Here is a 19,540-nt window from a genome sequence, read left to right on the forward strand (position 1 = left end):
TGCAACAATATCTCAATACGGAGGAGTCCAGCATGAAAAATATCTTAGTAGCAATGCCGTTTGGTGATAACCATAAAACATATATCGAAAAAATCGGAGCAGACTGTAAGTTCCATTACACCACGATCAAAACTGCCACGGCAGAGGAAGTCAAAGCAGCCGACATCATTTTCGGCAATATCAGTCCGGAGCTGGTGAAGCAGAACGATCATCTGGAGTGGATGCAGTTAAACTCCGCGGGCTCTGACCAGTACTGCAAGCCGGGTGTCATCGGGCAGGATACCATCTTAACCTGTGCGACCGGTGCGTATGGCCTGTCTGTTTCCGAGCATATGGTGGCGATGTCCATGATGCTTTGCCGCAAGATGGATTTATATATGAAGAATCAGGTCAAGCATGAGTGGAAAGAGGAGGGAAGTGTAACCTCCATCTGGAATTCCACGACGCTGGTTGCAGGTCTTGGCGATATCGGAAGCGAGTATGCGAAGCGTATGAAGGCGCTGGGCAGCCGTGTCATCGGAATCCGCCGCAATGTGGTGGACAAGCCGGATTTTATCGATGAGATCTACACCATGGATCAGTTAGATGAGGTCCTGCCGAAGGTGGATTTTGCAGTATTTATTTTACCGAGTACCCCGGCAACCCATCATATCATGGATGAGCGCAGACTGCGTCTCATGAAGCCGGGCAGCTATCTGATCAATGCAGGACGCGGGGACGCGGTGGACTGCGATGCGTTAGACATGGTCTTAAGAGAGGGTGTGAGCCTGGCTGGCTGTGCGCTGGATGTAACGGAGCCGGAGCCGCTTCCGGCTGACCATCCGCTGTGGGATGCGCCACGCACCATCATTACCCCGCATAGTGCCGGAAAGTTCCATTTGCAGGAAACCTTTGAGCGTATCGTACGCATTACTGGGGAAAACCTGGAGAAGTACCTGGCAGGGGAGAAGGACAAGATGCGCAACCAGGTGGATGTCAAGACTGGTAACCGGAAATAGTACGGCCATTAATAGAACGCTTATTTTAGACGAAAGCAATGCATAGAAGTTCCCCGGAAAACATAGTTTAGTAGTAGACAAATTTTTCTGGGGAGGCTGTTATGGGAAAGAAAACAGGCGGAAAAGTGTTGCTGGTCGTTGCTCTGTTAACGTGGGTATTTGTAGTTCGTTTTTTGACGGCCTGCAGCGTGGAGAAGGATGAACTGGAAAAAGTGCGGGATCTGGAGTTTACGGTAGTGGGAGAGGCAGATCTGCCGGAAGAACTGAAGAATGTGATCGGTGAGAAAAAAACAGCACCGTTTAAGCTGACCTATACCGATGACCAGAATCTTTACATAGTGGTTGGTTACGGGGAGCAGGAAAGCGGGGGCTACAGCATAGCAGTGAAGGAGCTGTACCTGACGGAAAATGCGATCGTGGCAGACACAGAGCTGATTGGTCCACAGTCTGGGGAGGAGACGGGAGTGGAGAAGTCCTACCCGTATGTGGTTATGAAAACCGAGTATCTGGAACATCCGGTCATTTTCCAGTCGTGACCTAAAATACAAGACAGAATAGATGCGGAGGACGAACTTATGATTTTAAAGGATATCTGGATGGATGTAAAGGCAGTGCAGGAGCGCGATCCGGCGGCGAGAAGTGCATTGGAGGTGCTGCTGCTTTATCAGGGAGTCCATGCCCTGATCTGGCACCGGTTTGCGCACTGGTTTTATACGCATCATATGTTTTTTATCGCCCGTCTGATCTCCCAGATCGCCCGTTTCTTCACTCTGATCGAGATCCATCCCGGAGCCCAGATGGGCCATGGAATCCTCATCGACCATGGCTGCGGCGTGGTGATCGGAGAGACCACGGTTGTGGGAGATAATTGCACCATTTACCAGGGTGTTACCCTGGGCGGTGTCGGTCTGAATAAAGGAAAGCGTCATCCTACCCTTGGGAATAATGTAACGGTGGGCTGCGGCGCAAAGATCCTTGGCGCCTTCGAGGTGGGAGATAACTGTAATATTGCAGCCAATGCGGTCCTTTTAAAACCGCTGGATAACGATACTACGGCAGTGGGCATTCCTGCGCAGCCGGTGAAGGTTGCCGGTGTCCCGGTCGAAAACCGGAAAAAGGCGGCGACCATGGAGCATTTTGAGAAAATGGAGCAGCGTATCCGGGAACTGGAAGAGGAGCTGGAGCGTTTAAGAGGTGAGGTGGCAGAAACCTCGGAAATATCATAAAAAGAAAAGCATCCACATAGACTTTCTGTAAAGGGTTTTCTTATGGAAAGGAAGGTGGGTGCTTTTTTATGCTGGAGCTGGAAAAACAGAACCTGCACAGAAACCGGCTGAAGGGCCAGACAGGAACACAGGTGACGCTGGACGATGATTTTATTGTCCCGGATACTATGAGTGACGTTGGGGAAATCATCCTGGATTGTGGCAGTCTCCAGCTGGAGCCTGTAAAGGTGCAGCGGGAGCGGGTCACGGTGAGGGGAAAGCTGGAATTTCATGTGCTTTACCGCAAGGAGGAGGGCGGTCTGCAGACGTTAGGGGGAATGATCCCGTTTGAAGAGACCATCAACGTGCCGGAACTGGAGGAGAAGGATTATGTCAGCGTTTCCCCGCAGCTGGATGATCTGAACACGGAGATGATCCATTCCAGAAAGCTTGGGATCAAGGCCATCGTGACGCTGGAGGTAAAGGCAGAAAGCCTGTACGATACAGAGGTGGCTGTCGGGATCAAGGATACGGACCCGGATGAGGGAGTGCATCTTCAGATGAAAATGGAGCAGCGTTTAGTGGCGACCATTGCACTGCGCAGGAAGGATACCTACCGTTTAAAGCAGGATATCACCCTTCCGGGAAGCAAACCGGCCATTGAGCGGATGCTGTGGACAGAAATGAAGCTTTCCGGCTGCCAGACAAAGCCGTTAGATGGCCAGATCCACTTAGAGGGTATGCTGATGGTCTTCGCACTTTACGAGGGCGGCGAGAGCGGTATGGTGCAGTGGGTGGAGGAGAGCATTCCGTTTTCGGGGGAAATTGAAATGCAGGGGTCTTCCGCGCAGATGATCCCGGTGACCGGGCTGAAGCTGGTACACCGGGAGCTGGCGGAAAAACCGGATTACGACGGGGAGATGCGGGAGCTTTCCGTGGATGCGGTGATAGAGCTGGATGTACGGCTGTACGGAGAGCAGGAGTTCAATCTGCTTGCGGACCTGTATGCCACAAACCGGGAACTGGTCCTGGATACGGCGGATGCTGTTTTTGACCGGATCCTGACCCGCAATTTAGGGAAATGTAAGGTAACAGAAAAGACCAGGATAGAAACTGAGCCAAGAGTCCTGCAGATCTGCCACAGCAGCGGCAGTGTCAAGCTGGACAGCGTGGAAAGCAAGGAGAATGCCCTGGCGATCGAGGGCGTGCTGGAGGTAAAGCTTCTTTACCTCACAGATGATGATGCCCGTCCGGTGCAGGCTGTTACCCGTATGGTGCCATTTCACTATGAAGCGGAGGTGCCCGGGATCCGGGAGGACAGCATCTGGTATCTGGAGCCGGGGCTGGAGCAGCTTACTGCTGTGATGGCAGGAGGCGGACAGGCGGAGCTGCGGGCAGTGATCCTGCTGGATTTGTTCGTACTGCAGCCGGAAGCGGGGCAGGTGATCCGGCATGTCCAGACCCTCCCGGCAGATATGGAAAAAATGAAAGCAATGCCGGGGATCACCGGCTATATCGCGCAGCCGGGAGATACCCTGTGGGATGTGGCAAAACGCTTTCACACGACAGAGGCGTCTATCCTTGCGGCAAACGAGATCCCGGGAGCAGAGATCAGTCCCGGAGACTGCCTGATCCTGGTAAAAGAAATCTAAATGATATTTGCGCAGCGCGTAAACAAAAATAAAATCTGATCTGAAATCTGATATGGAATGCACAAAATCCGGAAAACTGCGTATGCTATGGTATAAGGGTTAGAAAGCAGGAAAGCTTTTGGTGCGGGTTAACCTGGCATTTTGCATCAGGCCGGTGCTTTTCATAGATCAGGGAAACCTGGGCGGCGTATGCTGTACTTGCAAGCAGCAGACGCCGCCTACATAGCGTGCGGATGAGAAGGAAGATTTCTGGCAAAAGGAAGTCCATGCAGCCAGCAGACGCTGCCTGTATAGCGTGCCGGGAGATTGCATGGAGCAGCTTCTTGTGGTACGATGGTACCGGATCATGAATAATTTTAGGAAAGAAACTTTATGACAGAGCAGAATTACACGTATATCCTGGAATGTGCCGACGGAACCCTGTACTGTGGCTGGACCAATGACCTTGACCGCCGTGTGGCAGCCCACAACGCGGGAAAGGGAGCCAAATATACAAAAAGCCGCAGGCCGGTGGTGCTGAAATACTATGAAAGCTTCAGCACCAGGCAGGAGGCCATGCGGCGGGAATGGGAAATCAAGCAGCTAAGCAGGAAAGAAAAGCTTGAGCTGGTCAGGCAACAAATGCATACATCATAATATAGTGGCAAAGACTGCCGCCCATCACAAACAGGTGGAAAATTTCGTGGGAGCCGAAGAAGCGGTGCTTCTGGTTAAAGAATGGAAGCTTCATGGCATAGATAATGCCACCGGCGGTATAGATGATGCCACCGGCAAGCAGCCACCCAAATGCCTGCCGTGGGAGTGCAGCGATGATCTTTCTGAAAGCGAGCACGCAGACCCAGCCCATGGCAATGTAAACAAGGGAAGAAAGCCATTTCGGACAGTTGATCCAGAGTGCATTCATGAGAATGCCAAGAATCGCGATCCCCCATACCAGGGCCAGCAGGATCCAGCCGGTGCGGTCACCTAACACAAGCATGCAGACAGGTGTGTAGGTGCCGGCGATCAGGATGAAGATCATCATGTGGTCTGCCTTGCGCAGGATCCGGTTGATCCTTGGGGAAATATCCAGTGTGTGATAAATGGTGCTTGCCGCATAGAGGAGCACCATGCTGGTAATAAAGATGGACAGCGCCAGTACATGGGAAGCGCCGGGCTCCCGGGCTGCCTTCATGATCAGTGGGGAAGAGGCACACAAGGCCAGGATCATGGCGATAAAATGAGTCAGGGCACTGCCCGGATCTTTAATCTTCAGAGTCATGAAAATACCTCCTTTTTTAAACAAGTAGTTTTCAAAACTACATATAACTGTTTTATATACTATACAGCTCCGGCAAAGAAAATGCAAGGTATTTTCGGAAAAACTTTGAAAGCCAAAATAAAAGGGGAATGAGCATGCTGAATCTATTATATGAAGATGAAGAGATTTTAGTAGTATGGAAACCGGTTGGGGTGGAGTCCCAGTCCGGCCGTGGTTTTGATGCAGACATGGTGAGTGAGATCCAGCGCTACTTATCCACAAAGAAACCGGTGGATAAGCACAACTTGTCCACAAAGCCTGTGGAGCCGTATGTGGGAGTTATCCACAGACTGGACAAGCCCGTGAGCGGTGTCATGGTGTATGCCAAGACAAAAACGGCGGCAGCGGCGCTAAGTAAGCAGGTTGCGGAGGGAAAGATGCATAAAAAGTATCTTACGGTGCTCTGTGGAAAACCTGTGGATAATGTGGAAAAGTATGTGGATTATCTGTTGAAGGACGAGAAAGAAAATACCTCCAGAATTGTGGATATGGGGACAAAAGGTGGAAAACGTGCTGAGCTTATCTGCCGCACCCTGGAAAGCAAGACCGTGGAGCCTTATGGGGAGCTGACACTCGCAGAGATCGAGCTGCTCACGGGCCGCCATCACCAGATCCGGGTACAGATGTCCGGCCATGGACTGCCAATCTGGGGCGATAACCGTTATAATCCTAAGTTCCGGCAGGGCAACCAGTTTTTGCAGAGCCAGGACGGCTGTGTGCAGACAGAAGCTTCCGGTGCGCAGAAAACGGGCGGGGAAAGACCGGCAGGACGAAAAAGGAGACCCATCGGTATGGGAACACGCCGCGATCCGGCAGCAGCACGCCGTTCCGGCACAGTCCGGGCCGATGTGGCACTTGCAGCCTATGAGCTTAGCTTTACCCATCCGGGGACCGGGGAAGTTATGACGTTTCGCCATAATCCATCAGGCGGGATCTTTCGCAGCTTCGGGCTTCAACCCCAGGCCTGATACAGTGGCTGCTATGCTGCTGTACATGGCTGGGATTTCCTGAGCCGGAAAATCCGTATGGTACAGCTATGGTCATGGATTTTCACTGAGCCTTTGCATAAAATAAAAACAACGCGGACACAATAGAAAATGTACAAAGGAAGTACAAATCAAAAAGCAGGTGAGTCCATGGGAAACCGGGGAAAGACACAGAAGATAAAAGCTTTTTGCAAGGGAAAACGTTCAGAAAAATGCTATCGGTATGCCGTAAAAACGGTAAAAATCCTGCCCATGAACGCGAAGCATCCATTTACATATAAATGAAAATGTCGTATACTGGTACTGCTTTGAAAGCAGGAGCAGCACGGAAAAAATGCTGTATCCAAACAAACGAGGCAGCGCGGAAACAAATGCTGTATCCAAACAAACGAGGCAGTACGGAAACAACGCTGTATGCAAACAAAGGACTGCTGTCTGCGCGGCGCGTGACAGTAGCAACAAAGGAAAAACGGGAGGCTGGAACATGACATTTACGTATCCTGCGGTGATTACACCGCATAAAGATGATGATGGTTTCCACATTGTATTCCCGGATCTGGAGTCTGCGAGGGCGATGGACCAGATCTTGAGGATGCTCTGGACGATGCACGGGAGGCAGCTTACAACTGGCTGATGTTAGAGCTGGAAGAGGGCGGAGAGTTCCCGGCGCAGAGTCATGAGGAAGATATCGAGGTTCCGGAGGGTGGTTTTGTCCGCCGGATCATCGTGCGGATCAAGCTGCTGCCAGACAGCGACTGATCTGCAGCAGATTTTGCCGGTTTGAAACGTGAATCACCGGCAAAACCCCGTTGCTGGGCACGCTTATGTGAACAGCAGCATAATGAAGAGGAGGAGTTGAACTATGAGATACACGGTAAAACCGCACAATGTGTGCCCGACAGAGCTGTCTTTTGATTTAGAGGGCAACATTGTAAAAAACGTAGAATTCACAAGAGGATGTAACGGTAACTTAAAGGCGATCAGCAAGCTGGTAGACGGCATGACCGTAGACCAGATCTACAATACCCTGCATGGTAATACCTGCGGCTTTAAGGATACCTCCTGTGCAGACCAGCTGGCCCAGGCAGTACGCCAGTGCTACGAGGAGAGCCAGAAGTAATAAAAGAAATCTTAACCCTTATTTTTACCGCATTATTGCATTTTCTGGGCCAGACGCAGAAATTCCTGCATTTCCCTGGTGACCCATTTATCTTTGTGGTAAAAGATCTGACGCCAGGTCTGCATCTGAAATCCGCGGACCTTTAAGGCGGTCAGACGCTTTTGCTCTACTTCCCGCCGGATCGTAAATTCCGGCAGAAAAGAAATCCCTGTATTTTTTAACAGCATATGGATAATGAATTCAGTACTTCCAATCTCCAGAAAGGGCCTGATGGAGCGGTCGGAGGCAGCAAGATACTGCTCCAGCATATGGCGGTAGCTGGCATCCTTTTCAGTCAGAAGAAACGGAAACTGCAAAACCTCGTCGAGCTCTAACTCCCGGTCTGCCTGTGCCAGCTCGTGGCCGGGGGAAGCAACAAAAATGTTTTCCTCTGGTATCTCCAGCGTCTTGTGCCAGCGGTTGTCGTAGATGCGCCGGTCTAACAGGTAAACGATATCAATGGCATTTTCGTTCATCCGCTCCAGCAACACATCGGGAGAGTCCGTCACGATACTGATGGTTACCTCCGGGTATAGCCGGTGGTATTCCGAAAGAAGCTCTGGGAAGATGGAAGCGCAGATGGACTCGATGGTACCGAGACAGAGCTTTCCGTTTAATTCAGACGAGTCGGAGACTGCCTGACGGGCCTGCGCCAGGCCTTTCTGGATGGAGATGGCATACTGGTAAAATACCTGCCCCTGGTGTGTCAGGGAAATCTGTTTCCCGATCCGGTCAAAAAGATGGACTCCCAGCTCGTTTTCCAGCTGTTTGATCTGAATGGTCACGGCTGCCTGGGAATAGCCAAGCTGCCTGGCAGCCTTGGAAAAGCTCTGGTGCTGTGCGACCTGGAGAAAGGTCGTGATCTCTCGAAATTCCATAACAAATCCTCCTTCTGATCGTTAAAAAATTTTAAACGATATGATAAAAACTTTAAATTTTACATTAGCCTGACTCTATGTTACGATAAAATTATCAACAAGGCAAGCCGTAAGATGAAAGAGGCAGGGTCTCATACCTGATCAGTATGGTTGGCCCATAAAACAAAAGAAAGGGGATAACGAGATGGAAAAGTCAGATCCACGTTATCAGGCATATATTCAGATTTTGAAGGAAGAGCTGATCCCGGCTATGGGATGTACGGAACCGATCGCACTGGCTTATGCGGGTGCAGTTGCAAAGAAAACACTGGGCGCACAGCCGGACAAGGTAAAGGTAGAGCCAGCGGCAGCATCATTAAGAATGTCAAATCCGTGATCGTGCCGAACACCGGACACCTGAAGGGAATCAATGCGGCAGTGGCAGCAGGAATCGTGGCAGGAGACCCGGAGAAGCAGTTAGAGGTTATCGCACAGGTTACCCCGGAGCAGACCGGGCAGATGAAGCAGTTCATGGAAACCGTGCCGATCGAGGTGGAGCATCTGGCAGGAGGCTGTACCTTCGATATCATCGTAACCGTATATCACGGGGAAGATTACGCAAAGGTGCGCATCGCAAATTACCATACTAACATTGTCCTCATCGAGAAAAACGGTGAAGTCCTGCGTAAGGAGGCTGTGTCCGATGACAGCGAGGACGGTCTGACAGACCGCACGCTCTTAGACATGGAGCATATCTGGGATTTTGCTACTACGGTCGATGTGAACGATGTCAAAGAGATCCTGGATCCGCAGATTGCTTTTAATGTTGCGATTGCCGAGGAAGGACTGAAGAATGATTACGGTGCAAATATCGGCAAGGTGCTGCTGGATATGGATGGGGACGATGTCCGCGTAAGGGCAAAGGCCATGGCTGCGGCAGGCTCCGATGCCCGTATGAATGGCTGCGAAATGCCGGTAGTCATCAACTCCGGAAGCGGCAACCAGGGAATTACCACTTCTGTTCCGGTCATTGTTTATGCAAAGGAGCTGGGGGCCAGCGAGGAGAAACGCTACCGTGCCCTGACACTGGCAAACCTGACGACCATTCATGTAAAAACTCCGATCGGCCGTCTGTCAGCATATTGCGGGGCAGTTGGAGCCGGAGCTGGTGCCGGGGCCGGAATCGCCTATCTTTGCGGAGGCGGATTCAAGGAGGTAGAGCATACGGTAGTGAACGCACTTGCCATTGTTTCCGGCATTGTGTGTGATGGTGCAAAGGCATCCTGTGCTGCAAAGATCGCATCTGCGGTAGACGCTGGAATCCTCGGTTACAATATGTACATCCGCGGACAGCAGTTCCGCAGCGGAGACGGAATCGTATCCAAGGGAATCGAGAGTACTTTGCAGAATGTCGGCCGTCTTGGAAAAGAGGGAATGAAAGAGACAAACGACGAGATCATTAAGATCATGATTGGTGAATAATTTCCTTTTATGGCTTCTTTTTTACATGGTTTTGCATGGAAATGCAGGGATGAATTCGTGGTGATCTATCCGGATATCCTGGAACAGCAGTTTGAATTTCTTATGAGCCAGCTGCGGCTGAATGCCAGACAGCATCATGTCAGCATCTCCTGCGGTGCAGTCTGGAGGGAAGAGTGTGCGGCACTGGATGAGCTCTTAAAAGAAGCTGATGAAAAAATGTATGAGGAAAAGAAAAAATATTACGAGAAGAAAGGGCATAACCGGAGACAGGAAGCTTCGAGGTGATATTACATGGTTTATGAATTAACCGTACAATCTGTAACATTAAAATCTACACTGTTTACACCTCCCTCCAGGCTGATCAATACCTGTGAAGCAACCTGTGCCATCGGCATGCTTTATAAAAAGCAGGGCAGCCGCTCCCCGGTGTCAAAGAGGGGGACAATCTGGGACAGCTGATCGGCAGCATTCCACAGGCGGTTTATGACGCGGAGCATGGAAATCTGTCAGAAATTGTCCGGAACTATACCTGGTTTGACAGCGACATTGTGACGCAGGATGCGCTCATCACCCTGCAACTGGGATATGAAGCTCCAGCCTCTTGACAAAGGCTGGAAAATGGCTTAAAATCAACCGTGCAGTTACAAAATAACTGCGTCTGGTTATCTGGACGATAGCTAAGGCTTCATAGGAGCAATGACCGTGAAGAGGATTAGTAAGCAGCCATTACATTACAGAGAGAAGGCCATCTGGTGCAAGACCTTCATGTCCCTGGATGCTGAACCGGCCTTGGAGTCCTGCAGTGAACTGCAGCGTAGTTTCCGGCGTTAACGGAGCATAGAGCGAGTGCTTTTTATAAGGAAAGTACTAATCAGGGTGGTACCGCCGAATTTATCTGGTCATTCGGTCCCTTGTCAGAGATGGCAAAGGACCGGATGGCTTTTTTGGTTCATAGGAAATTGCACCCTATGAACATGAAAAAATAAAACAGGAAACCTGCAGGCAGAAATGGACCTGCGTTTCCGGAAAAAAGGAGATTAACCATGGCAAAGGATAAAAAAATGGTAGAAGCGATCACATCCATGGACGTAGATTTCGCCCAGTGGTATACGGATGTGGTAAAAAAGGCAGAGCTGTGTGATTATGCAAGCGTAAAGGGATGTATGGTCATCAAGCCGGCAGGCTATGCAATCTGGGAGAATATCCAGCATGAGCTGGACCGCCGTTTTAAAGAAACCGGTGTTCAGAATGTTTACATGCCGATTTTTATTCCGGAGAGCCTGCTTGAGAAAGAGAAAGACCATGTAGAAGGCTTTGCCCCGGAGGTTGCATGGGTAACCCACGGTGGACTTGAGCCGCTTCAGGAGCGTCTGTGTGTACGCCCGACTTCTGAGACACTGTTCTGCGATTTCTATGCAAAGGATATTCACTCTTACCGTGATCTGCCGAAGGTATATACCAGTGGTGTTCCGTTGTAAGATGGGAGAAGACTACCCGTCCGTTCCTTCGTTCCAGAGAGTTCTTATGGCAGGAGGGACATACTGCCCATGCAACTGCAGAAGAGGCAGAGGCAAGAACCATCCAGATGCTGAATCTGTATGCAGACTTCTGCGAGCAGGTTCTGGCTATCCCGGTTATCCGCGGACAGAAGACCGACAAGGAGAAATTCGCAGGTGCAGAGGCAACCTACACCATCGAGTCTCTGATGCATGACGGAAAAGCACTGCAGTCCGGTACCAGCCATAACTTTGGAGATGGCTTTGCAAAGGCATTTGGTATCCAGTACGCAGCAAAGGACAACACCCTGCAGTATGTGCACCAGACCTCCTGGGGTATGACCACCCGTATGATCGGTGCCATCATCATGGTGCACGGTGACAACAATGGTCTGGTCCTGCCGCCGAGAATCGCACCGACCCAGGTTGTGATCGTTCCGATCCAGCAGCAGAAGGAAGGCGTTCTGGACAAAGCATTCGAGTTAAGAGATGTCCTTTCCAACTTCAAGGTGAAAGTCGACGATTCCGATAAGAGCCCGGGCTGGAAGTTCAGTGAGTCTGAGATGCGCGGTATCCCGGTACGTGTCGAGATCGGACCGAGAGATATCGAGAATAACGAGGCGGTTCTGGTTCGCCGTGATACCCACGAGAAGGTAACCGTTTCCCTGGATGAGATCGAGACAAAGGTAAGCGAGCTCTTAGACACCATTCAGCACGATATGCTGGAGCGTGCAAGAGCACACCGCGATTCCCATACCTATGTGGCAACCACTTATGATGAGTTTGTAAAGACCATCAACGAGAAACCTGGTTTTGTAAAGGCAATGTGGTGCGGCGAGCAGGCTTGCGAAGACAAGATCAAAGAAGATACCGCAGCAACTTCCCGCTGCATGCCGTTCGCACAGGAGAATCTGTCCGACAAGTGCGTATGCTGCGGAAAACCGGCGAAGAAGATGGTATACTGGGGAAGAGCATACTAAAATATAACAATATAATTGTAAAACAATGGCCCGTGGAAGCTGCCTTTGGCAACCTCCACGGGCCTATTAAGTTATCAATATTGTCATTTCCAGAATTCCCGCACGAGCTCAATAAAGTATTTGGCGGCTTCACTTAAATATCCGTTCTTGCGGTAGTTGGCTACAATATCCCACGACGGGTGGGAAGAAAACGCAAAGCAGCTGATCCCGGAGGGCAGATTGCGCACATAATGCTCCGGAACAACACCGCAGCAAAGGTTTGCCTGGATCATGGAGAGCACGGTGTTGTTGCTGGCGGTTTCAAAAAGTACATTCGGGGTAAAGCCGGATTTGCGGAAGATCTCATCGGTGATGGCCCGGATGGTGGATTCCTTGTACATCAGCACAAAGGGTTCGTATTGAAACAGGTTAAGATTGGCAAGCGGATAGGTGGCGGAATGGAGCGGGGGAGCTGCCGGTTCGGTAGTCTGTGCTGAATGCGGAAGCGGCGAAGCAGGTGTAGCAGAGAGCTTTTCCACGGCCGGGTGAATACTTGGGACCAGAAGAAAGATTTCTTCTTCTCCAAGTTTTATGTATTCACTGTCGGTCCGCTGGCGTTCGGAGAGTGTCTGGAATCCGATATCCAGATTACCCTGGGAGATCATCTGCTGCTGACGGCGTACACTCAGCTCATGTGGCTCTACGATAACATTGGGATAAGCCTGGTGGAAGGCCGGGTAGACGTGTGTGAACATTTCGCTGCCGCGCCCCGGGGTAAAGCCGATGGAAAGGCGGCCTTTTTTAGCGTCAGTCATATCGTTGATCAGGTTATAGGTCCGCTGCTTGATCCGCAGGATTTCCCGCGCATTATCGAGGTAGACCTGACCAATTTCGGTAGGACGCATATCGACCTTGCTGCGGTGGAAGAGCGGGGCACCTAGCTCCTTTTCCAGACGGAGAAGCTGCTGGTTTAAGGCAGACTGGGTGACAAAAAGCTTTTCTGCAGCCCGGGTAATGCTGTGTTCATCATCAATTTTTACAATATATTCGATCTGTTTTAAATCCATAACAATGCCTCCGGTATTGCAACTGGGCGTTTTCCTGGACCGGACTTTTCAGAGAAAAGCTTCCGGCTAGGCGTGTTTTTCATCTTCCCATTCTTTATACAGCTCTTTCCATGCATCAGCGAAACGCCGGGAGACCGCAGATGGGTTGCGCTGCAGGATAGAGGGACGTGCGATGGCTTTTCTGCTGTTTAAACGGCTGGTCGTGTCGGCAATCTTTTCGTTCAGACTGCTGATGCGTGCAGCCAGAGCCGCTTTTTTGGCATCGAACGATGCAGCCAGTTCTTCTTTCCGTGCAGCAACGGTTTCCTTGTGTAATTCCATTGCCTCTGCCAGTTCCTCTTTCCGCGCAGCAACAGCTTCTTTATGTGCTTCCACAGCTTCCACAAATTCTTCTTTCCGTGCAGCAATGGCTTCCCGGTGAATTTCGGCAGCGGTTGCCAGCATTTCTTTCCGCGCGGCAGCCAGCTGCCTGCTGTTTTCTACATTTTCAGCAACAGCATCCAGCAGCTCTTCCTTCGCATTTTCTACATTCTGCATGGTTTCGGCCTTTAACAGTGCAAGCTGTACCTGCATATCCTCCAGGTCTGCACGCAGCTTTGCAACGCTTTCCAGAGCCTTTGCCAGTCCCAGGGCTTCCTTCGTGGACTGGATGGTATCCATCACAAAGCAGCCGCTGACGGCTCCAAGCAGGCACCATTCGAGTACCGGTGGCAGATTCAGCACAAGGTGCTCGATCGGCTTGTGGATGACCTCCGTCATGAGGATGGTTAAGAATCCCCAGGCAATGGAAGAGGTCAGACAGATATAACCGTGAATATTAAATTTCTGGTTGCTGTAATCCCAGTAGCGTACCTTAAACAGACGTTCCATTACATAGCCGGTCACATATTCCAATAAAGTGGCTGCTACAACACCGGAGCAGTAAACAAGAAACAGGTTATTTTTGACCGGGAGAGAAACCCAGAGCATCATAACTGCGCCGGTTCCATACAGGGGCAGCATGGGAAGCCGCAAAAATCCACGGTTGACAAAGTGGTGCTTCTTTAAGGACACATAGGTGGACTCAAAGATCCATCCGAAAAAGCAATAGATATAGAAGAAAGTAAGCCAGTGATACCAGGCGTAAGTGTACATTGCAGGTTCTCCTTAATTTGTGTAGTAAGATAATTTCCGGGTTTTTTAATTTCCATTTAGTTTAGCATATCCGAACCTAACCTTCAATACACATCTGATGCTGCATTGTACAGAGATTGTGCTTCTCTTATCGCCCGTGGACAGGAATTTTTTGAATCGTAACCATAATAAATCATGGACAAACCGTATTTGCCTGTGCTACAATCAACAAAAATAATTGTTACAAAAACCTGTGCATATTTATGTTTGCGCAACGCGAGAACAGCAACCTTATTTGCAGAGGGAGAAAGGAAAGAGCTATGAATTTAACATATCAGAGCACCAGAGGCGGCGAGAGCGGGCTGACAGCATCCCAGGCTATTTTAAAGGGTCTGGCAGACGATGGCGGACTGTTTATGCCGGTTTCTATTCCGAAGCTGGATGTATCCATGGAAGAGCTGGCAGGCATGACCTACCAGGAGACTGCATACCAGGTTATGAAACAGTTTTTAACTGATTTTACAGAGGAGGAGCTGCGTTACTGTATCGATCACGCATATGACAGCAAGTTCGATACAGAGGAGATCGCTCCGCTTGTAAAGGCAGACGGCGCGTACTATCTGGAATTGTTCCACGGAAGCACGATCGCATTTAAAGACATGGCGCTGTCCATTCTTCCGTATCTTATGACAACCTCTGCAAAGAAGAACCATGTGGAAAATGAGATCGTGATCCTGACAGCAACCTCCGGCGATACCGGAAAGGCTGCTATGGCTGGCTTTGCGGATGTACCGGGAACCCGCATCATTGTATTTTATCCGAAGGGCGGTGTCAGCAAGGTACAGGAGCTGCAGATGGTAACCCAGAAGGGCGAAAACACAGCAGTTGTTTCTATCCACGGCAATTTCGATGATGCCCAGACCGGCGTTAAGAAAATTTTCGGCGATAAAGAGTTTGCGGCAAAACTGGCAGCGAAGGGCTTCCAGCTTTCCTCAGCTAACTCCATCAATATCGGCCGTCTGGTCCCGCAGGTGGTTTACTATGTTTATGCATATGCGAAGCTGGTACAGAATGGTGAGATCAAGAACGGTGATCTCATCAACGTGACGGTCCCGACCGGAAACTTCGGAAACATCCTGGCTGCATATCTGGCAAAGCAGATGGGTGTTCCGGTCAAGACCCTGATCTGCGCATCCAACGACAACAAGGTTCTCTACGACTTCTTTAAGACTGGTACCTATGACCGCAAGAGAGAGTTTATCCTGACCAACTCCCCGTCCATGGATATTCTGATCTCCAGCAACTTAGAGCGCCTGATCTACTTAAGCACCGGCTGTGATGCAGCTGCAAACAAGAAGCTTATGGAAGATTTAAGCACTAAGGGTGCTTATACGGTAACTGATTCCATGAAAGCCTTCATGAAGGACTTTGTAGGCGGTTATGCAACCGAGGCAGAGAATGCTGCAGGCATTAAGCATCTGGCAGATGAGACCGGATACATCATTGATACGCATACCGGAGTTGCTTCCTGCGTATATAAAAAGTATGTGGAGGAGACCGGAGACAGGACCCCGGCGGTCATTGCATCTACCGCAAGCCCGTACAAGTTCTCCCACAGCGTTATGGCAGCAGTAACTGGCAAGGAAGCAGACACCGATGAGTTTGCATCCATCGATGCACTGTGCAAAGCATCCGGCGTGGCAATCCCGCGTGCGGTGGAAGAGATCCGCAATGCCAAGATCCGCCATACCAGAGAGTGCGACGCAGCCGATATGGAGAATACGGTAGCTGAAATTCTTGGACTGTAATTGGAATGTTATATGCTTCACAAAAATCAGTTTTTGTACTATAATAGAAGCAGTAGCCGCGGTAACAGAAAAACAAGACAGTTACCGGATGGTGTCTGCTTTGGGACAGGCATTGCGGCAAAATTATAGAAAACGGAGGTTTTGAACATGTTAGTATCTGCAACAGAAATGCTGAAGAAGGCAGTAGAAGGACACTATGCAGTAGGTCAGTTCAACATTAACAACCTGGAGTGGACCAAGGCAATCCTTGCAACCGCACAGGAGTTAAACTCCCCGGTCATTCTGGGTGTATCTGAGGGCGCAGGCAAATATATGACCGGCTTTAAGACTGTTTCCGCTATGGTAAAGGCCATGATCGAGGAAATGAACATTACCGTTCCGGTAGCCCTGCACTTAGACCACGGCACCTACGATGGCTGCTACAAGTGCATTAAGGCTGGCTTCTCCTCCATCATGTTCGATGGTTCCCACTATGCGATCGAGGAAAACGTAGAGAAGACCAAAGAGTTAGTAAAGGTTGCCCATGCCATGGGACTTTCCATTGAGGCTGAGGTAGGCTCCATCGGCGGCGAGGAAGATGGCGTAATCGGTATGGGCGAGTGTGCAGACCCGAACGAATGCAAGATGATCGCAGATCTCGGTGTGGACTTCCTGGCAGCAGGTATCGGCAACATCCACGGTAAATATCCGGCAAACTGGAAGGGCTTAAGCTTTGAGACTCTGGCAGCAGTCAAAGAGAAGGTTGGCGATCTGCCGTTAGTTCTGCACGGCGGTACCGGTATCCCGGCTGACATGATCAAGAAAGCGATCGACCTCGGCGTTGCAAAGATCAACGTAAATACCGAGTGTCAGTTATCCTTCGCAGATGCTACCCGCAAATACATCGAGGCAGGTAAGGACTTAGAGGGCAAGGGCTTTGACCCGCGTAAGCTGCTCGCACCTGGCGCAGAGGCTATTAAAGCAACTGTAAAAGAGAAGATGGAACTGTTCGGTTCTGTTGGAAAAGCCTGAGACCTTGCAAAAAAATAAAAGAAAATGCGAAAAAATACTTGCATTTTCTTACCCGATGGGTTATTTTAGGTAGGGAACGATGGTGTTCTTCCAATAAGGAAGAGCACCATTTTTTTTACATAACTATCAAGAAGCGCCTTTGGCGCATCCGTTGGTTAACCGAAGCCTGGCTTGAAGAAACATGCAGCTGTGAGAATAGCTGCTCATCGATAAAAAACAGTCGGGCAGGATGAGGAGACCGGGAACGGCAATTCTGAATGAGAGGAAGGAAAAGTCTATGAGCGAAATCGTAAATGTAGCTGAGATTTTTGGCAAGAACGTCTTCAACGAAACCGTTATGAGAGAACGCTTACCAAAGAGCGTTTTCAAGAAAATGAAAAAGACCATCGAAGATGGTGCTGAGCTGGATCCATCCATTGCAGATGTAGTTGCACATGCAATGAAGGACTGGGCCATCGAAAGAGGAGCAACCCATTATACCCACTGGTTCCAGCCGCTGACTGGTGTAACTGCTGAGAAGCATGATTCCTTCATTTCTGCACCAGATTCAGAGGGAAAGGTAATCATGGAATTCTCCGGCAAAGAGCTGATCAAAGGTGAGCCGGATGCATCTTCCTTCCCTTCAGGTGGTCTGCGTGCTACCTTCGAGGCAAGAGGCTATACCGCATGGGACTGCACCTCCCCGGCATTCTTAAGAGAAGATGCATGTGGCGTAACTCTTTGCATCCCAACTGCATTCTGTTCTTATACCGGTGAAGCACTGGATCAGAAGACCCCGCTTCTCCGTTCCATGCAGGCGATTGACGAGCAGTCCTTAAGAATCTTAAGACTCTTTGGCAATACCACTGCAAAGCGTGTATGTCCATCTGTTGGTCCGGAGCAGGAGTATTTCATCGTAGACCGTCAGAAATATTTACAGAGAAAAGACCTGATCTACACCGGCCGTACTTTATTTGGCGCAATGCCTCCTAAGGGACAGGAGCTGGATGACCATTACTTTGGTGCGATCCGTGAGCGTATTGGTGCTTACATGAAGGCAGTCAATGAGGAACTCTGGAAGCTTGGTGTTACCTCCAAGACCCAGCACAATGAGGTTGCTCCGGCACAGCATGAGCTGGCTCCGATCTACGATCAGGCAAACCTGGCAGTAGACCACAACCAGATGGTCATGGAACCTTAAAGAAGGTTGCCGGCCGTCAGGGCCTTACCTGCCTGCTTCATGAGAAACCGTTCGCAGGTGTCAATGGTTCCGGTAAGCATAACAACTGGTCCCTGACTTCCGATGACGGCGTGAACCTGTTAAATCCGGGTGATACCCCTCATGAAAATATCCAGTTCCTTCTGGTTCTGGCCTGCATCTTAAAGGCAGTTGATACCCACGCAGACCTGCTTCGTGAATCCGCAGCCGATATCGGAAACGATCATCGTCTGGGTGCAAATGAGGCACCGCCAGCCATCATCTCTGTATTCTTAGGTGAGCAGCTGGAGGATGTCATCGATCAGCTGTGCAGCACCGGTGAGGCAACCCATTCCAAGACCGGCGGTACCTTAAAGACCGGCGTTGCAACCCTTCCGGATCTGGACAAAGATGCAACCGACCGTAACCGTACTTCACCGTTTGCATTTACCGGAAATAAATTTGAGTTCCGTATGGTGGGATCTTCGGATTCTGTCGCTCCGGCAAACGTAGTGCTGAATACCATTGTGGCTGAGGTATTTAAGGAAGCAGCAGATGAACTCGAAAAGGCAGAGGATTTTGATACTGCAGTTCATGACATGATCAAGAAGCTGTTCCGCGATCATAAGCGCATTATCTTCAACGGCAACGGCTATTCCGATGCATGGGTAGAAGAAGCAGAGAGACGCGGCCTTCCGAACATCCGATCCATGGTGGATGCAATCCCGGCTATCACCACCGATAAGGCTGTGAAGCTGTATGAATCCTTTGGCGTATTCACCAAGGCAGAGCTGGAGTCCCGCGCCGAGGTTGAGTACGAGGCATATTCCAAGATGATCAACATTGAAGCAAAGACCATGATCGATATGGCAAGCAAGCAGATCATCCCGGCAGTTATCAAGTACACAACCCAGCTGGCAGGTTCCCTGGGAGCAGTCAAGGCTGCATGTCCAGAGGCAGATACCAGTGTGCAGACAGAACTGCTTACCGAAACTTCTGCACTGCTGTCTGACATGAAAGTGGCTCTGGCAGCACTGACCGACATTACGGAGAAAACAGCAGGTGTTTCCGGTGCAGAGGCTCAGGCCCATGCTTACCACGATAAGGTTGTTCCGGCTATGGCAGCACTCCGTGCACCGGCCGACAAGCTGGAAATGATCGTAGACAAGGACCTGTGGCCATTCCCGAGCTACGGTGATCTGATGTTTGAGGTATAAAACAGAGTAACAATTTGATTCACTTTAATAGGGCCGTGTGAGTTGCCTTTCGG

Annotated in this window: 17 protein-coding genes, 3 pseudogenes and 1 other annotated feature; of the genes and pseudogenes, 16 read left to right on the top strand and 4 right to left on the bottom strand. The window is 50.2% G+C overall.

Translation table 11 applies throughout. From position 1 onward, the window contains the following. Positions 1-32: 32 nt before the first annotated feature. The 5 genes from DXA97_RS04825 (at position 33) to DXA97_RS04845 (ending at position 4,491) form a co-directional block, all read left to right on the top strand. Positions 33-998 (top strand): D-2-hydroxyacid dehydrogenase, encoded by a 966-nt coding sequence (locus DXA97_RS04825; RefSeq protein ID WP_118718784.1) that lies wholly within the window; start codon positions 33-35, stop codon positions 996-998. Positions 999-1,099: 101 nt separating this feature from the next. Continuing rightward, positions 1,100-1,534, top strand: a complete 435-nt coding sequence (locus DXA97_RS04830) for a protease complex subunit PrcB family protein (RefSeq protein ID WP_118718785.1) — start codon at positions 1,100-1,102, stop codon at positions 1,532-1,534. Positions 1,535-1,573: 39 nt separating this feature from the next. Then, a complete protein-coding gene (gene cysE / locus DXA97_RS04835) occupies positions 1,574-2,224 on the top strand; it encodes a serine O-acetyltransferase (RefSeq protein ID WP_118718786.1) in 651 nt (216 codons plus the stop codon). A gap of 68 nt (positions 2,225-2,292) precedes the next feature. Then, on the top strand, positions 2,293-3,855 hold the full coding sequence (locus tag DXA97_RS04840) for an SPOCS domain-containing protein (RefSeq protein ID WP_118718787.1): 1,563 nt from the start codon (positions 2,293-2,295) through the stop codon (positions 3,853-3,855). A gap of 372 nt (positions 3,856-4,227) precedes the next feature. Beyond that, positions 4,228-4,491 (top strand): GIY-YIG nuclease family protein, encoded by a 264-nt coding sequence (locus DXA97_RS04845; protein WP_118718788.1) that lies wholly within the window; start codon positions 4,228-4,230, stop codon positions 4,489-4,491. Here DXA97_RS04845 and DXA97_RS04850 read toward each other — a convergent pair. Continuing rightward, positions 4,466-5,116 (bottom strand): hemolysin III family protein, encoded by a 651-nt coding sequence (locus DXA97_RS04850; RefSeq protein ID WP_118718789.1) that lies wholly within the window; start codon positions 5,114-5,116, stop codon positions 4,466-4,468. The two genes, DXA97_RS04845 and DXA97_RS04850, sit on opposite strands and share 26 nt — an antisense overlap. Positions 5,117-5,250: 134 nt before the next feature. On the opposite strand from DXA97_RS04850, the gene DXA97_RS04855 reads away from it, so the two are divergent. The 4 genes from DXA97_RS04855 to DXA97_RS04870 all read left to right on the top strand — a co-directional run bounded on the left by DXA97_RS04855 (position 5,251) and on the right by DXA97_RS04870 (position 7,261). Continuing rightward, on the top strand, positions 5,251-6,123 hold the full coding sequence (locus DXA97_RS04855; protein WP_118718790.1) for an RluA family pseudouridine synthase: 873 nt from the start codon (positions 5,251-5,253) through the stop codon (positions 6,121-6,123). Positions 6,124-6,625: 502 nt separating this feature from the next. Beyond that, a complete protein-coding gene (locus DXA97_RS21920) occupies positions 6,626-6,775 on the top strand; it encodes a hypothetical protein (RefSeq protein ID WP_347561466.1) in 150 nt (49 codons plus the stop codon). Further along, complete coding sequence (locus tag DXA97_RS21925; RefSeq protein WP_347561467.1) at positions 6,775-6,900, top strand: hypothetical protein; 126 nt, start codon at positions 6,775-6,777, stop codon at positions 6,898-6,900. The genes DXA97_RS21920 and DXA97_RS21925 overlap by 1 nt, the downstream gene beginning before the upstream one ends. A gap of 103 nt (positions 6,901-7,003) precedes the next feature. Continuing rightward, positions 7,004-7,261 (top strand): TIGR03905 family TSCPD domain-containing protein, encoded by a 258-nt coding sequence (locus tag DXA97_RS04870; RefSeq protein ID WP_118718792.1) that lies wholly within the window; start codon positions 7,004-7,006, stop codon positions 7,259-7,261. A 32-nt stretch (positions 7,262-7,293) separates the two neighbouring features. On the opposite strand, the gene DXA97_RS04875 is transcribed toward DXA97_RS04870, so the two are convergent. Next, positions 7,294-8,178 (bottom strand): LysR family transcriptional regulator, encoded by an 885-nt coding sequence (locus DXA97_RS04875; protein WP_118718793.1) that lies wholly within the window; start codon positions 8,176-8,178, stop codon positions 7,294-7,296. A 184-nt stretch (positions 8,179-8,362) separates the two neighbouring features. Between DXA97_RS04875 and DXA97_RS04880 the strand changes: the two are divergent. From DXA97_RS04880 to proS, 4 genes and pseudogenes are all read left to right on the top strand, one after another. Further along, a pseudogene (locus DXA97_RS04880) lies at positions 8,363-9,639 on the top strand (L-serine ammonia-lyase, iron-sulfur-dependent, subunit alpha). Between the two features lie 60 nt (positions 9,640-9,699). After that, positions 9,700-9,924, top strand: a complete 225-nt coding sequence (locus tag DXA97_RS04885) for a diguanylate cyclase (protein WP_182436798.1) — start codon at positions 9,700-9,702, stop codon at positions 9,922-9,924. A gap of 6 nt (positions 9,925-9,930) precedes the next feature. After that, the gene (locus tag DXA97_RS04890) at positions 9,931-10,098 is read left to right on the top strand and encodes a DUF3837 family protein (RefSeq protein ID WP_118718795.1); all 168 of its coding nucleotides are present in this window, start codon (positions 9,931-9,933) and stop codon (positions 10,096-10,098) included. Between the two features lie 234 nt (positions 10,099-10,332). Beyond that, positions 10,333-10,554: a binding site (T-box leader), on the top strand. Between the two features lie 128 nt (positions 10,555-10,682). Then, positions 10,683-12,115: pseudogene (gene proS / locus DXA97_RS04895) on the top strand (proline--tRNA ligase). A gap of 83 nt (positions 12,116-12,198) precedes the next feature. Here proS and DXA97_RS04900 read toward each other — a convergent pair. After that, entirely contained in the window at positions 12,199-13,161 is a 963-nt protein-coding gene (locus DXA97_RS04900) for a LysR family transcriptional regulator (RefSeq protein WP_118718796.1), read from the bottom strand. Between the two features lie 66 nt (positions 13,162-13,227). Then, the gene (locus DXA97_RS04905) at positions 13,228-14,295 is read right to left on the bottom strand and encodes a putative ABC transporter permease (RefSeq protein ID WP_118718797.1); all 1,068 of its coding nucleotides are present in this window, start codon (positions 14,293-14,295) and stop codon (positions 13,228-13,230) included. A 299-nt stretch (positions 14,296-14,594) separates the two neighbouring features. On the opposite strand from DXA97_RS04905, the gene thrC reads away from it, so the two are divergent. The 3 genes and pseudogenes from thrC to DXA97_RS04920 all read left to right on the top strand — a co-directional run bounded on the left by thrC (position 14,595) and on the right by DXA97_RS04920 (position 19,487). Further along, positions 14,595-16,082 carry a threonine synthase gene (thrC, locus tag DXA97_RS04910; RefSeq protein ID WP_118718798.1) on the top strand — a complete coding sequence of 496 codons (1,488 nt, stop codon included), beginning with the start codon at positions 14,595-14,597 and terminating at the stop codon, positions 16,080-16,082. Between the two features lie 147 nt (positions 16,083-16,229). After that, positions 16,230-17,093 carry a class II fructose-1,6-bisphosphate aldolase gene (gene fba, locus DXA97_RS04915; RefSeq protein WP_118718799.1) on the top strand — a complete coding sequence of 288 codons (864 nt, stop codon included), beginning with the start codon at positions 16,230-16,232 and terminating at the stop codon, positions 17,091-17,093. A 277-nt stretch (positions 17,094-17,370) separates the two neighbouring features. Further along, positions 17,371-19,487: pseudogene (locus tag DXA97_RS04920) on the top strand (glutamine synthetase III). Positions 19,488-19,540 lie beyond the last annotated feature (53 nt).

The sequence above is a fragment of the Clostridium sp. OF09-36 genome (assembly GCF_003481985.1).
Taxonomy (GTDB): Bacteria; Bacillota; Clostridia; order Lachnospirales; family Lachnospiraceae; genus Brotaphodocola.